Annotated in this window: 14 protein-coding genes; 8 read left to right on the forward strand and 6 right to left on the reverse strand. The window is 74.7% G+C overall.

From position 1 onward, the window contains the following. Positions 1-245 precede the first annotated feature (245 nt). The gene (locus tag CP974_RS20325) at positions 246-413 is read left to right on the forward strand and encodes a DUF3117 domain-containing protein (protein ID WP_010474836.1); all 168 of its coding nucleotides are present in this window, start codon (positions 246-248) and stop codon (positions 411-413) included. 172 nt (positions 414-585) lie between these two features. Here CP974_RS20325 and CP974_RS20330 read toward each other — a convergent pair whose 3' ends face one another. After that, positions 586-1,122, reverse strand: a complete 537-nt coding sequence (locus CP974_RS20330) for an O-methyltransferase (protein WP_308425527.1) — start codon at positions 1,120-1,122, stop codon at positions 586-588. 272 nt (positions 1,123-1,394) lie between these two features. Here CP974_RS20330 and sigE point away from each other — a divergent pair, with 272 nt between their 5' ends. The 5 genes from sigE (at position 1,395) to CP974_RS20355 (ending at position 6,579) form a co-directional block, all read left to right on the forward strand. Continuing rightward, complete coding sequence (gene sigE / locus CP974_RS20335; protein WP_078915705.1) at positions 1,395-2,183, forward strand: RNA polymerase sigma factor SigE; 789 nt, start codon at positions 1,395-1,397, stop codon at positions 2,181-2,183. After that, positions 2,180-3,088, forward strand: coding sequence for a zf-HC2 domain-containing protein (locus CP974_RS20340; protein ID WP_031133139.1), 909 nt, complete (start codon positions 2,180-2,182; stop codon positions 3,086-3,088). The genes sigE and CP974_RS20340 overlap by 4 nt, the downstream gene beginning before the upstream one ends. Positions 3,089-3,175: 87 nt before the next feature. After that, entirely contained in the window at positions 3,176-5,224 is a 2,049-nt protein-coding gene (locus CP974_RS20345) for a trypsin-like peptidase domain-containing protein (protein WP_085921384.1), read from the forward strand. A gap of 111 nt (positions 5,225-5,335) precedes the next feature. Then, complete coding sequence (locus tag CP974_RS20350) at positions 5,336-5,791, forward strand: sec-independent translocase (RefSeq protein ID WP_031132757.1); 456 nt, start codon at positions 5,336-5,338, stop codon at positions 5,789-5,791. 119 nt (positions 5,792-5,910) lie between these two features. Then, a complete protein-coding gene (locus CP974_RS20355; protein WP_031132755.1) occupies positions 5,911-6,579 on the forward strand; it encodes a hypothetical protein in 669 nt (222 codons plus the stop codon). A 183-nt stretch (positions 6,580-6,762) separates the two neighbouring features. Here CP974_RS20355 and CP974_RS20360 read toward each other — a convergent pair whose 3' ends face one another. The 3 genes from CP974_RS20360 to CP974_RS20370 are packed head-to-tail and all read right to left on the reverse strand — an operon-like array spanning position 6,763 to position 9,842. Continuing rightward, positions 6,763-7,896 carry an Mrp/NBP35 family ATP-binding protein gene (locus CP974_RS20360; protein ID WP_031132753.1) on the reverse strand — a complete coding sequence of 378 codons (1,134 nt, stop codon included), beginning with the start codon at positions 7,894-7,896 and terminating at the stop codon, positions 6,763-6,765. A 43-nt stretch (positions 7,897-7,939) separates the two neighbouring features. After that, positions 7,940-8,572 (reverse strand): DUF1003 domain-containing protein, encoded by a 633-nt coding sequence (locus tag CP974_RS20365; RefSeq protein ID WP_031132752.1) that lies wholly within the window; start codon positions 8,570-8,572, stop codon positions 7,940-7,942. Further along, positions 8,562-9,842 carry a magnesium transporter MgtE N-terminal domain-containing protein gene (locus CP974_RS20370; protein ID WP_031132750.1) on the reverse strand — a complete coding sequence of 427 codons (1,281 nt, stop codon included), beginning with the start codon at positions 9,840-9,842 and terminating at the stop codon, positions 8,562-8,564. The genes CP974_RS20365 and CP974_RS20370 overlap by 11 nt, the downstream gene beginning before the upstream one ends. Positions 9,843-10,115: 273 nt before the next feature. Here CP974_RS20370 and CP974_RS20375 point away from each other — a divergent pair, with 273 nt between their 5' ends. Further along, a complete protein-coding gene (locus tag CP974_RS20375) occupies positions 10,116-10,922 on the forward strand; it encodes a hypothetical protein (protein ID WP_223844352.1) in 807 nt (268 codons plus the stop codon). Between the two features lie 432 nt (positions 10,923-11,354). Here CP974_RS20375 and CP974_RS20380 read toward each other — a convergent pair whose 3' ends face one another. Together CP974_RS20380 and CP974_RS20385 are read right to left on the reverse strand one after the other, a co-directional pair. Beyond that, the gene (locus tag CP974_RS20380) at positions 11,355-11,867 is read right to left on the reverse strand and encodes a hypothetical protein (protein ID WP_031132746.1); all 513 of its coding nucleotides are present in this window, start codon (positions 11,865-11,867) and stop codon (positions 11,355-11,357) included. A gap of 30 nt (positions 11,868-11,897) precedes the next feature. Continuing rightward, a complete protein-coding gene (locus CP974_RS20385; protein ID WP_031132745.1) occupies positions 11,898-13,025 on the reverse strand; it encodes a magnesium and cobalt transport protein CorA in 1,128 nt (375 codons plus the stop codon). Positions 13,026-13,545: 520 nt separating this feature from the next. Between CP974_RS20385 and CP974_RS20395 the strand changes: the two genes are divergently transcribed. Then, positions 13,546-14,148 (forward strand): suppressor of fused domain protein, encoded by a 603-nt coding sequence (locus CP974_RS20395; RefSeq protein ID WP_031132743.1) that lies wholly within the window; start codon positions 13,546-13,548, stop codon positions 14,146-14,148. Positions 14,149-14,208 lie beyond the last annotated feature (60 nt).

Consider the following 14,208-nt stretch of genomic DNA (forward strand, 5'->3'; position numbering starts at 1 on the left):
GGCGTGTGACCTGCGTCAAACCGCCGAGCCGCCGACCGGGTGCCGCGGCGGCGAAGTATCGCAGGAGGATCGCCGAAATGGGCGGTTTTGCGTGATCGGGTTGCGCAAGCGATAGCTCCCGATGTTGGTCATCGGGTGTCGCCATGCGGGATAATGACCTGGAAGCATGGTGTTCGACGCCGGTCCGCGCCCTTCCATGGGGCCATCGGCTGAACGATGAGCTGGTTTCAGGAAGGGGAACAAGCATGGCGGCCATGAAGCCGCGGACGGGCGACGGCCCGCTCGAGGTGACCAAGGAGGGGCGGGGCATCGTCATGCGCGTTCCGCTCGAAGGCGGCGGTCGGCTTGTCGTCGAGCTGACCCCGGACGAGGCCGTAGCCCTCGGCGAGGAGCTGAAGAAGGTCACGAGCTGACGCTTACGCCCGCGTTTTCCCGATCGCCCCGGCCGGTGCCCGCACCTCGCCGGGGCGACCGCGTTCCCCCGGCCCCCGGTGCGTGACGCCGCCCCGTCTGGTACGTGACGTCGTCCTCCGGTACGCGGTGCCGTCCCCCGGTACGCGGCGCCGGGCGTCCGCCGGTGGCCGCTCAGCCCCGGCGCACGGCGCAGAGCAGCCCGTCGCCCACCGGCAGCAGCGACGGCACCAGCTCCGCGCTCTCCCGCACCGTGCGCAGCAGCTCGCGCAGGGTCAGCACCTCCACCGGCTGGGCCCCCGAGTCGATCGTGCGGCCGTCCGCGAACACGCCCTCGAAGCACACCAGGCCGCCCGGCCGCAGCAGCCGCAACGATTCGTCCAGGTAAGCCGGGTACTCGGTGCGGTCGCCGTCGCAGAAGACCACGTCGTACCCGCCGTCCGCGAGCCTCGGCAGCACGTCCAGCGCGCGCCCCGGGATGAACCGCGCCCGGTTCCCGGCGAAGCCCGCCGCACGGAACGCCTGCTTCGCGAACTGCTGCCGCTCGGGCTCCGGGTCCACGGTGGTCAGCACCCCGTCGGGCCGCATGCCGAGCAGGAGGTAGATCCCGGAGACACCGGTCCCCGTGCCGATCTCCGCGACCGCCTTGGCGTCCGCCGTGGCGGCGAGCATCCGCAGCGCGGCGCCGGTGCCGGGGGACACCGAGGGCACCCCTGCCTCCTCGGCCCGGTCGCGGGCCCAGAGCAGCGCGTCGTCCTCGGCGGCAAAGGCGTCGGCGAAGGCCCAGCTCGTCTGCCGGTTGGCGGTAATGACCCTCTCCTGTTCCCGTAGTTGGCAACGGTGACTGTAGCCGCTCGCGGTCGGGAACCCGCAGATGGGACCAGGCGTTGGGAAGGGGTGGGGGCGGCCGTGCGGACCAAGGGCCGAAGTCGGCCCCAAATTCTCGTAAAGATTCTTATCCGGAGCTAACGGGCGAGGTGGCTATGGTAGGGGCTCCACTGGACACCACCAGAGCCGACAGGGGAGGTGCGGCTGCGCCTGTGGATCGGAGAGGAGTGCTGCGGCTGCGGCGCTTCCTCGGGTCGGCGGGTGAGCCGAAATCCGTGACCGACACCGCTGACAGCACCCGCGCCCGCACCGAGACCGCAGCCACGACGGCGACCTTCGCATCGGATGCGGAATCGCAGGCGTGGGCTCCCCCGACCTGGGAGGAGATCGTCAGCACGCACAGTGCCCGCGTCTACCGCCTCGCCTACCGGCTGACGGGCAACCAGCACGATGCCGAGGACCTCACGCAGGAGGTCTTCGTCCGGGTCTTCCGCTCCCTGTCGACGTACACGCCGGGGACGTTCGAGGGCTGGCTGCACCGCATCACCACCAACCTCTTCCTGGACATGGTGCGCCGCAGGCAGCGCATCCGGTTCGACGCCCTGGGCGAGGACGCGGCGGAGCGGCTGCCCAGCCGCGAGCCCTCCCCGCAGCAGGTCTTCCACGACACGCACTTCGACGCCGACGTGCAGCAGGCGCTGGACACGCTCGCGCCGGAGTTCCGCGCGGCCGTCGTGCTGTGCGACATCGAGGGCCTGTCGTACGAGGAGATCGCCGCGACGCTCGACGTGAAGCTCGGCACGGTCCGCAGCCGGATCCACCGCGGCCGGTCGCACCTGCGCAAGGCGCTCAAGCACCGCTCGCCCGAGGCGCGGGCGGTGCAGCAGGACGTGGTCGCGGGGCGTGCGTTCGCCGCGCTGGGGGCGGAGGGCGGAGCCGCGTGAGTGGCACACGTCCGACCCCCGCGGAACACCATCTGGGGGACCGGCTCGCCGCGCTCGTCGACGGCGAGCTGGGCCACGACGCCCGTGAACGGGTCCTCGCCCACCTGGCGACCTGCGCCCGCTGCAAGGCCGAGGCCGACGCGCAGCGCCGCCTCAAGAACCTCTTCGCCGAGTCCGCCCCGCCGCCGCCCCCGGCGGGGCTCCTGGCGCGCCTCCAGGGGCTGCCCGGCGGCGTTGCCGGGGGGGACGGCGGGCCGCCGTTCGGAGGCGGCGGCCTCGGAGCGGGCGGCTGGGCCGCGACCCGGCAGCCCGGTGGCGCCCCCGACGCCGGCCCCGGACGCGGCAGCGCCGGGCGTGAGGCCGGCGTGCTCGGGGTGGGGCCCGGAGGCTTCGGGTACGTCCCGGCCGGGGAGCACGCCCCGGCGGCGGGGTCGGGCTTCCGTATCCACGAGGTCGGGCGGGAGGCGGCGGAGCGCTCCCCGTGGCGCGGGCGCAGGTTCGCCTTCGCCGCCGCCAGCGCCGTGTCGTTCGCGGCCATCGCGCTGGGTGGCGCGATGCCGACCGTCACGGCGGTCGACGTACGGGGCGAGGGCTCCGGGAACAGCGTCAAGCCGCTCCGGTCGTCGCCCGCCGGCCAGCAGGCCGCCGCGGAGAACACCCGCCGCCGGCCTCCCGCCGGGACGGGCGCCGGCATGGCCGCGAGCCCGGGGACGGGCCGGTTCGCCGACCGGTCCGGGGTCCTGGTGCCCGGCGGGGTGCAGGTCCGGGCCCGCCACCCGGCGGCCCCGCCGTTCCCGCACGCGGCTCCGCCGCTGATCGGCGCGGACACCCTGCCGCTGATAGGGGCCACCCCGGTGCCGGCACGGGCGCCGTACCCGTCGCACAAGACACCCCCGACACCCTGAACGGCGCCCCGGAAGACCTGGTTGAATCCGTGGTCAGGGGCGCCGGTGGGGCGCTGAGCCGTCAGGAGCGGGGAGACCGGGAAGAACATGGACGACGGGAAGCCCACGCAGCCCAGGCGGACCTGGTGGAGCCGCCCGACGCCCCCGTCTCAGCCCCTTGACCCCCCGCCGGGCTCCGTACCCGGGCGCGTGTCCGAGCCGGGCTCCGTGCCCGGGCAGGCGCCTGGGCAGGGCCCTGCCGGGCCCGCGCCCGAGCAGGGGCCGCCGCACGCGGCCGTGCGGGAGCCTGTGCAGGGGGCCCCGCAGGCGTCCGACCCGGCGCCCGGCGCGGTGTCCGGTCCGGCGTCCGGTGTGGCGTCCGGTCCGGCGTCCGGTGTGGCGTCCGCTCCGGCGCCCGGCGTGGTGTCCGACCCGGCGACCCCGTCCGAGCCCGTCCCCGCGCCCCGGGTGCCCCTGGTGAAGCCCCCCGCCGCCCCGAGCCCCGGAGCGGACCCCTCAGGAGAGGCGCCCCCGCCGCCCGCCGAGCCCTCCGGCGCGGCGCCCGCCCCGGCGGGAACCGCCCCGCAGGCCGAGCCCGCCCCGGACGCCACCGCGCCCGCCGCGTCCGTCCCCGCGGCCGCAGCCCCGGGCGCCGCGCCGCCCCACGAGGGCGCCGTCCCCGCCGGGTACGCCCCCGGCCCGCAGACCCCGCACGGGGCCGGCCGGGAGGGGGCGGCCGGGCCGCTGCACGCGCCCGACGAGTACCGCACGCCCCCCTACGGCGGGCCAGGCCCCTGGGCGCCGGCCCCGCCCGTGCAGCGCCCCGCGTACGGCGCGCCCACGCACGCCGCCGCACCCGCGCCCGCCGGCCCGCCGTCCGCCGCCCCCGCGCCCGCCGCGCCCCCGCCCGGCGCCCCGCCGCACGTGCCCGCGCAGTGGAGCCAGTACGACCCGTGGAGCGGGCCCGCCGCCCCCGCGCACGCACAGCCGCTCCTCGGCACCGGCCGTGCCCCCGGCCCCGCCGCCCGCGGCGACGGGCGGGCCGGGCGGTCCCGCACGGGCCTGGCGCTCGCCGGAGCCCTGGTCTTCGCGCTGCTCAGCGGGGTCCTCGGGGGCGCCGTCGGCGCGTACGTCGAACGCAACGGCGGCCTGACCACCGTCGAACTGCCCCAGGCCGCGCCCGACGCGGGGGACCGCGCGCCCGACAGCGTCGCCGGGATCGCCGCCCGCGCCCTGCCCAGCGTCGTCACCCTCCACGTCAGCGGGGGCGGCGCGCAGGGCACCGGCACCGGCTTCGTGATCGACAAGCGCGGCCACATCCTCACCAACCACCACGTCGTCGACTCGGCCGACGGGGACGGCGACATCACCGTCACCTTCAGCGGCGGCGAGACCGCGAGCGCCACCCTCGTCGGCGGGGACAGCGGGTACGACCTCGCCGTCGTCCGCGTCAGGGGCGTGAGGAGTCTCACGCCCCTGACGCTCGGCGACTCCGACGGCGTCCGCGTGGGCGACCCGGTCGTCGCCATCGGCGCCCCCTTCGACCTCCAGAACACCGTCACCTCCGGGATCATCAGCGCCAAGGGCCGCCCCATCACCGCGGGCGGCGAGAAGGGCGACGGCAGCGACGTCAGCTACGTCGACGCCCTCCAGACCGACGCCCCCATAAACCCGGGCAACTCCGGCGGTCCCCTCCTCGACGCCCAGGCCCGTGTGATCGGCATCAACAGCGCCATCCGCGCCGCCGACAGCGGCTCCGGCATCGACGACGGCCAGTCCGGCTCGATCGGCCTGGGCTTCGCCATCCCCGTCAACCAGGGCAGGCGCGTCGCCGAGGAGCTGATCAACACGGGCAGGGCCACCCACCCCGTCATCGGCGTCAGCCTCGACATGGAGTTCTCCGGGGACGGCGCGCGCGTCGCCGACGAGGCGCAGGACGGCGGCGCGTCCGTCACCCCCGGCGGCCCCGCCGCGAAGGCGGGCATCCGCCCCGGCGACGTCATCACCCGTGTCGACGGCGAGCGGGTGCGCAGCGGCGAGGAGCTGATCGTCAAGATCCGCGCCCACCGGCCCGGCGACGAGCTCCGCCTGACCGTGCGGCGCGGCGGCGGCGAGTCGGCCCGCACCCTGACCCTGGGCTCGTCGGCGGACGGCTGACGACCAGGCGAACGCCAGGCGACGCGGCGCCGGACGGGCCCACGCGGCATCCCTCCGCGGGGGCCGAGCGGGTACCTTGGTGCAGCGGAGACCCCGAGAAGGAGCGACAAGGTGTTCAGTGACATAGGCGCACTCGAGGTGGTGGCGCTGGTGATCCTCGCCCTGCTCATCTGGGGTCCCGACAAGCTGCCCCAGCTCATCCAGGACGTCAGCCGCTTCATTCGCCGCATCCGCGAGTTCTCGGACAACGCCAAGCAGGACATCCGCAGCGAGCTCGGCCCCGAGTTCAAGGACTTCGAGTTCGAGGACCTCAACCCGAAGACGTTCCTCCGCAAGCAGCTCGCCGAGAACCCGGACCTCAAGGAGATCCAGGAGCTGCGCAGCAGCTTCGACCTCCGCAAGGAGATCGACGAGGTCGCCGACGCCGTCAAGGGCAAGACCCTCGGCCCGGCCGCGGGCTCGGTCGCCGGCCCGGCCGCGGCGGGCGCCGCCACGCCCGACCTCCTGAAGAAGCGCGACCCGTCCGGCGGGTACGAGCGGCCCCCGTTCGACGCGGACGCCACCTGAGCGGACTGGGCCACCCGGAGCACCCCGTGCCCCGTCCGGCGCGGGACCGCGCGTGCGACCCCGGCGCCGGTGACTATTCTCTCCCTCTGTCCGAACGGATCGAGGAGGCGGCCGGGCAGATGGAGACCACGAGACGGGTGGGGGCGCAGCCACAGCCGGCGCCGGGCACCGCACCCGCGTCCGAGGGGGTGCCCGCGGCCGGCCGCACCGCCGAGGGATACCTGCGGGCCCCCTTCCCCTGGTACGGACTCGACGAGGCGTTCACCGGGCCGCGCTGGCTGATGCAGGTCGGCACCGCGGCGGACGGCAGCGTGCAGCACGGTTCGACCGGCCACGGCGAGGAGCCGTCGATACGGCCCGAGGCCGCCGACCGGGAGCGCGCCGCGTTCGCGGTGGTCGTCACCGTCGCCGCCCACGCCGAGCGCGGCTCCGGCGACGGCACCGGCGTCCTGGACGCCACGGGCGTGTCCTCCGCCGCCTGGCTGGCCGGCTCGGGGCTGCTCGCGTACACCTGGCCCGCCCAGCTCGACCACACGCTGCGCGGCGAGTGGCTGGACCAGCAGACCGAGACCGCCTTCGAGCTGGCCGACGACCTCGGCGGTCCCGCCTGGACGACGCTGTCGCTGCCCGTGGACGGTGTGCCGCGTTCGTTCCACTACCGGGAGTCCGAGTTCGGCTGGGTCCTGGCGGGCACCACCGGCAGGGTGCACCTGGGCGCGTACGGGCGCGGGATGAGCGCGTACGGGCTCGGCTTCGCCGCCGTCCCGGACCTCGCCGCCTACGCCTGACGGGCCGCCTGCGTCTGACGGGCCGCCTGCGCCTGACGGGGCGGGCGCGAGGGCAGGGGGCCCGAGGCCCCCGCGGGGGCCGTCGCGGGGCCGTGCGTACGCGCGCACGGGGTGCGTACGGGGAAGGGGCGCCGCTCGCCATGAGCGGCGCCCCTTCCCCGTACCGGCCGGGCCGGACCGGTGTCAGAACTTGTTGCGCGGGGTGATGCCCAGCGACATGCCCGACAGCCCGCGCTGGCGGCCGCCGAGCTTGCCCGCGATGGCGCGCAGCGCCGCGCCCGCCGGCGACTCCGGGTCGGACAGCACGACCGGCCTGCCCTCGTCGCCGCCCTCGCGCAGCCGCACGTCGATCGGGATCGAGCCGAGGACCGGGACCGTCGCGCCCGTGGTACGGGTCAGCCCGTCCGCGACCTTCTGGCCGCCGCCCGTGCCGAACACGTCGACCATCTCGTCGCAGTGCGGGCACGGCAGGCCCGACATGTTCTCCACCACGCCGACGATCTTCTGATGCGTCTGCACGGCGATCGAGCCGGCCCGCTCCGCCACCTCGGCCGCCGCCTGCTGCGGCGTGGTGACCACCAGGATCTCGGCGTTCGGCACGAGCTGCGCCACGGAGATCGCGATGTCGCCCGTGCCCGGCGGCAGGTCGAGCAGCAGCACGTCCAGGTCGCCCCAGTACACGTCCGCCAGGAACTGCTGGAGCGCGCGGTGCAGCATCGGGCCGCGCCACACGACCGGGGCGTTGCCCGGCGTGAACATGCCGATGGAGATGACCTTCACACCGTTCGCGGACGGCGGCATGATCATGTTCTCGACCTGGGTGGGACGCCCGTCGGCGCCCAGCATGCGGGGCACGCTGTGGCCGTAGATGTCGGCGTCCACGACGCCGACCTTCAGCCCGTCCGCGGCCATCGCGGCGGCCAGGTTCACCGTCACCGACGACTTGCCGACGCCGCCCTTGCCGGACGCCACCGCGTACACCCGGGTCAGCGAGCCCGGCTTGGCGAAGGGCACCTCCCGCTCGGCGGTCGTGCCGCGCAGCGCCGCCGCCAGCTCCTTGCGCTGCTCGTCGCTCATCACGTCCAGCGTCACGTCGACGCGGGTGACGCCCTCGACGCGGGCGACCGCCTCGCTCACGTTCCTCGTGATCGTCTCGCGCATGGGGCAGCCGGAGACCGTCAGGTACACCTCGACCGCGACCGCGCCGTCCGCGCCGATCGCGACCGACTTGACCATGCCGAGTTCCGTGATCGGTCGGTTGATCTCGGGGTCGTTCACCGTCGCCAGTGCCTCGCGCACCGCGTCTTCCGTCGTCATACGCTCGATGGTACGGCGCCCACCACGGGCCCCGGAAAGCCCGTCAGCGGTCGCCTTCGTCACGTCCCTGCGCGGCGGACGGCGGCAGCACCGAGCCGCGCTCCTCCAGCTCCCGCACGAGGTCCTCCAGCTCGGAGCGGATCCAGTCGCGGGTCGCGACCTCGCCGAGCCCCATCCGCAGCGCGGCGATCTCCCGCGTCAGGTACTCCGTGTCGGCGATCGACCGCTCGTTCTGTGCCCGGTCCTGCTCCAGGTTGACCCGGTCCCGGTCGTCCTGCCGGTTCTGCGCCAGCAGGATCAGCGGCGCCGCGTACGACGCCTGGAGCGACAGCATCAGGGTCAGGAAGATGAACGGGTACGGGTCGAACCGCAGCCGGTCCGGCATGGCCACGTTCCAGGTCAGCCACGTGATGATGGCCACCGTCATCCACACGATGAAGCGGCCGGTCCCCAGGAACCGGGCGATCCGCTCCGACAGCCGCCCGAAGGCCTCCGGGTCGTACTCCGGCAGCAGTCTCGGCCGCCGCACCCGGGGCTGGTCCAGCGGCTGGTCCAGCCGGGTGCGCGGCGCGCTCCGGTCCCGCCCGCCGGCCCGCTCCCGCCCGCCCGTGCGCTCGGTGCGGCCACCCGCGCGGTCGCGTCCGGAGCCCCGCTCCGGGATGCGCTCAGGCCCCATGCGCGGCCTCCTGTCCTGCCTCGGGTCCGTACTCGGTCTCCCGCCAGTCCTCCGGCAGCAGGTGGTCCAGCACGTCGTCCACGGTGACCGCGCCCAGCAGCGAGCCGCCGTCGTCCACCACCGGCGCCGCGACCAGGTTGTACGCCGCGAGGTGACTCGTCACCACCGGCAGCGGGGTGTCCGGGGACAGCGGCTCCAGGTCCGTGTCCACGATCGCGGAGACCAGCGTGAACGGCGGGTCCCGCAGCAGCCGCTGGAAGTGCACCGTCCCGAGGAACTTCCCGGTCGGCGTCTCCTCCGGCGGCCGGCACACGTACACCTGGGCCGCCAGCGCCGGGGAGAGGTCCTGCCGGCGGACCCGGGCCAGGGCGTCCGCGACCGTCGCGTCCGGGCGCAGCACGATCGGCTCCGTCGTCATCAGACCGCCCGCCGTGCGCTCCTCGTACGACATCAGCCGCCGCACGTCCGCCGCGTCGTCCGGGCGCATCAGCTTCAGCAGCCGCTCCTTCTCCTCCTCGGGCAGCTCCGACAGCAGGTCCGCGGCGTCGTCCGGGTCCATCGCCTCCAGCACGTCGGCGGCGCGCTCCGCCTTCAGCTTGCCGAGGATCTCGATCTGGTCGTCCTCCGGCAGCTCCTCCAGCACGTCCGCCAGCCGGTCGTCGTGGAGCGCCGCGGCCACCTCGGCACGCCGCTTGGGCGTCAGATGGTGCAGCGCGTTCGCCAGGTCGGCCGGGCGCATCTGCTCGAACGTCGCGACGAGGGTCTCCGCGCCCTGCGCGTCCTCCTCCAGCGAGAAGCCGGTCACCGCCGACCACTCCACGGTCAGCGTCTCGCCCTTGCGGCGCAGCGCCCCGCGCGGCCCGCGCCGTACGAAGACCCGGTCGATCTCCCAGTCGCGGCGGGCCGGGAGCTGGCGCATCGCCACGTCGAGGACGGTCACCTCGTCACCGCCGTCGACCAGCCGGACCCGCCGGTCCAGCAGCTCGCCGAGGACCAGCCGCTCGGTGGGTCGCTGCTCGAAGCGCCGTACGTTGAGCACGCCCGTCGTGATGACCTGGCCCGACTCGATGCCCGTCACCCGCGTCATCGGCAGGAAGATGCGCCGGCGGCCGATCACCTCGACGACCAGCCCCAGCACGCGGGGCGGGCGCCGCCCCACGCGGAGCATGGCGACGAGGTCGCGCACCCGGCCCACCTGGTCGCCGTTCGGGTCGAAGACCGGCGCCCCGGCGAGGTGCGAGACGAAGATCCGGGCGGCGCCTCCAGCCATTCCCGCGCCTCCTCCCATCCGCGTCCCGTGCGCGTCACGACGAACCGACGTGCCCCGTGTGCCCGCGGTCCGGTGATCCAGGCCTGGTGCCCGCGGTCCGGTGATCCAGGCTAGCCCGACCCGTACCGGGCCGCCCGGGCAGGGCGTCCGTGCGGCTCCGTTCGAAGCGGATGATCCGGCCCCGGTACGCTGCGGTCGGCCGTCCCCCCATGTGCAACACGAGAGGCAGCGCAGGTGACCGCTCTCCCCCCGGTTCGGCGTACCCGACGCGTCGTGCTCCCCGCCGCCCTCTGCGTCGGGCTGGCCGTGGCGCTGACCGCCTGCGCGAAGGAGGACCCGGACGCGGGCACCAACGGAGTCGGCAGACTGGAGGCCGCCGAGATCGAGCGGAAGGCCCGTGCGGCCGCCGACGGCGCCGTCTCGGTGCGGCTCGTCGGCAACCTCGTCAGCAAGTCCGGCACGTACCGGCTCGACATGCGGCTCAAGGCGCAGGGCGCCACCGGGTCGGTCACCACCAGGAAGTCCACCTTCGAACTGCTGCGCGTCGGCGACGCCCTGTACCTGAAGGCGGGCGCCTCCTTCTGGCGGCACGCGGAGAGCTCCGCCGAGCCGGGGGACGCGGGCGGGTCGGGAGAGACGGGTGGGTCGGGAGCGTCGGGCGGGCCCACCCGGTCGACCGGGCCGACCGGGCCGACCGAGGCCGACATCCAGGCGGCGGACAAACTCGACGGCAAGTACGTCAAGGTCCCCCAGGACGACCCCTCCTACAAGCAACTGCGCGGCTTCACCGAGATGAACGTCCTGCTCAAGGGCCTACTCGAACTCCACGGCGACGTCCGCAAGGGCGATCGCGACAAGGTCGGCAAGGTCCGCACCATCAAGGTCGTCGGCGGACAGCGGGGCGAGGGCGGCACCCTCGACGTCTCCCTGGAGGGCACACCCTTCCCGCTCCAGTTCGCCCGGGGCGGCGGCGGAGGCGTGGTCGTCCTCTCCGCCTGGAACCAGGACTTCCCCCTCGCGGAGCCCGCCAAGGAGGACATCCTCGACTACGGCCGCCAACTGCCGCGCACCAGCGGGTAGTTCGCAGGCTCGCTGCGCCTGGGGGGCGCTGTGAGCGGGTGCCCCCTTCTTTTCCGGCTCGTTGCGCCTGCGGGGCGCTGTGAGCGGGTCCCGGGCGACCGAACGTGCTCAGCGCTTCGCGCCCCCTTTTCGGCTCGTTGCGCCTGCGGGGCGCTGTGAGCGGGTCCCGGGCGACCGAACGTGCTCAGCGCTTCGCGCCTCCGCGCGATCGGCCTCCCGGCACCCGCGCGCCCCTTCGGCTCCGCTCGCGCGCCAGGTGCGCGGCCACTCCCTCCCGGGTGCAGGTGGCTTCCCTGCCGAGGCCGTCACCCGCGCGCCAGGCGCGCGGCCGACCCCTCCCAGGGGCAGGTGGCTCTCCTCCCGAGGCCGGGGGCCTCCAGCCGAGCCCAGGCAGCGCCGCCCCGTCGAGCCCAGGCGGCAGCGTGGGCTCCGTCAGCGGGCCCTTCGGCGCCTCAGGAGCTTCGGGAGGGCCGCCGGGACGGGGTCGCGGGTCGTCGCCGGGGTCGGCAGCGGCACCGCCGCCAGGGAGCCCGTCGGCAGGTCCGTCACCGCCTCGCGCGGCGTCAGCCGCAGCACCCGGCACTCGCGGGCCCACCGCTCCGGCATCGTCTGCGCGTCGGGTGCGTTGAGCCGCTTGCCCTTCAGCTCGTCCACCGCCGCCCGCCACTCCTCCGAGCCGGGCGCCGGCTCCGAGACCACCGCCGTCCACGCCACGACCCGGCCGCCCTTGTCCTTGCTGCGCACGGTCACCTCGGCCACCGCCCCGTCAGCCAGCCCGGACGGCAGCGGCTGCTCGCCCGGGCCGCCCCCGACGACGTACGCCGCGCCCTCGTGCCACACGTGCCACAGCGCCCGCGCCGGCCCGTCGCTCCGCACCCAGACGAGGCCGGACTTCTTGGTGGCCTCCTCGACCAGGGCGCGGGCGAGCAGCGAGTCGTCAGTCATGGCCGCAGCTTAGCCAGCGGGCCCGCGGCCCTACAGCCAGCCGTTGCGCTTCAGCGTGCGGTGGATCACGAAGCACGCGCCGATGATCGCCGTCAGCACCATCGGATAGCCGTACTTCCACTGGAGCTCCGGCATGTACGCGAAGTTCATGCCGTACACCCCGCACACCGCCGTCGGCACGGCGATGATCGCCGCCCATGAGGTGATCTTGCGCATGTCCTCGTTCTGCGCGACCGTGGCCTGCGCCAGGTTCGCCTGGAGGATCGAGTTCAGCAGCTCGTCGAAGCCCACGACCTGCTCCTGCACCCGCGCCAGGTGGTCGGCGACGTCCCGGAAGTACTTCTGGATGTCCGGGTCGACCAGCCGCATCGGCCGCTCGCTCAGCAGCTGGAGCGGCCGGGCCAGCGGCGTCACGGCCCGCTTGAACTCCAGCACCTCCCGCTTCAGCTGGTAGATGCGCCCGGTGTCCGTACCGCGCGTGCCGCCCTTCGCCGGCGGCGAGAACACGTCGATCTCGATCTGGTCGATGTCGATCTCCACGGCGTCCGCCACCGCGATGTACCCGTCCACGACGTGGTCGGCGATGGCGTGCAGGACCGCCGACGGGCCCTTCGCCAGCAGCTCCGGGTCCGCCTCCAGGCGGTGGCGCAGATTGCGCAGCGAACCCTGGCCGCCGTGCCGGACGGTGATGACGAAGTCCCGGCCGGTGAAGCACATCAGCTCACCGGTCTCCACGACCTCGCTCGTCGCGGTCAGCTCCGCGTGGTCCACGTAGTGGATCGTCTTGAAGACCGTGAACAGCGTGTCGTCGTACCGCTCCAGCTTCGGCCGCTGGTGGGCGTGGACCGCGTCCTCCACGGCCAGCGGGTGCAGCCCGAACTCCGCGGCGATCCCCGCGAACTCGGCCTCCGTCGGCTCGTGCAGCCCGATCCACGCGAAGCCGCCGCCCTCCCGGACCCGCCGCATCGCCTCACGCGGCGTCAGGCAGCCCTCTCCCTCCATCCGCCGCCCGTCGCGGTACACGGCGCAGTCCACCACGGCGGTGGAGGCGGACGGGTCGCGGGTCGGGTCGTAGGCGTTGTACGGCTGGTACGGCGAGGCGCTGCGCTTGCGCAGCGACGGGCGTACGACGGCGCGCAGGTCACGGATCATCGACATGGGCGGGCTCCTTCACGCAGGAAGCCGTCGGCGAGGGCGTGGCACAGCCCGGAATGGGGACGTGGCGTTGCGTACGTCCGCAAAGCGGGCGGCACCGCGGATCGCGGGACGGTGTTCGCGGTTCGCGGTTCGCTTACGAGCAGGCGGGGACGACGTGCTCTTCCGTCGTGCGCGGTGCCCGGCGTGCGGAGTACGGGCGGGAACGCCTCAGACGCCCGTGCGGACTGTCGTACGGGAGGCGGGGCGTGCGCGGAGTGTGCGCGGCGGGAGCTGCCCGCGCGGCGCGGAAGAGCGGCTGGTACTGCACGGTCGACTTCGATCCACCGCAGCCCCACCTCCTCCGGCCGGTCCCCCGTGGGGGACGACGTGACGTCGGGACCGGAAAGCACGTCGCACCGGCTTCCACCGGCGGGCGGAGAACCCTCCACCGCGTACCGTCCCGACCAGCGGCCCACCCTATCAGCCGTCTGAGGGTCAATCCCTGTCTTTGCCCGCTGGATACCCGCTCTATGCTCGCCGCATGGAAAAAGTTCTCGCGCTGGTCGAGGCGCGGCTCCGTACGGCGCTCGGCGAGCCGGACGCGCGGGCTTCCGTCACGTTCCTCGGGACCGACCGCATCGAGGTGCTGCGCTTCACCGGCACCGAGAACGGCGAGGACCGCCCGGTCGTCCGCTACGCCACGCTCGGCATGTCGGCGCAGCCCATGAGCGACCCGACGGACCTGGTCGCCGACCCGGTGCGCGGCCCGCGCGCGGAGCTGCTCCTCACCGTGCGGGCGGGGCTCGCGGACACCGACAAGGCGCTCAGGCCGCTCGCCGTGCTGGCCGCGTCGCCGCAGGTGGAGGGGGTCGTCGTGGCGCCCGGCGCGTCCCTGGACACCGGCGAGCCGCTGTGGCCGGGCGCGCCCTTCACCTCCGTGCTGGTCGCGGAGCCGGGCGGGCTGGTGCCGGACCTGGAGCTGGACGGCGGGATGGACCCCGTACGGTTCCTGCCGCTGCTGCCGATGACGCCGAACGAGGCGGCGTGGAAGCGCGTGCACGGGGCGCAGGCCCTGGAGGAGCGCTGGCTGGCCGCCGCGACCGACCTGCGCGACCCCCGGCGCGCGTCGGTCCGCCTGGACTGAGGGGCGGGAGGCGCAGGGCCCCGGCCCCCTCTCCGGCGCGTCCCGGTTCGTTCCCCGGTG

Origin of the sequence: Streptomyces fradiae ATCC 10745 = DSM 40063, assembly GCF_008704425.1 — a bacterium.
GTDB classification, from domain to species: Bacteria; Actinomycetota; Actinomycetes; order Streptomycetales; family Streptomycetaceae; genus Streptomyces; species Streptomyces fradiae.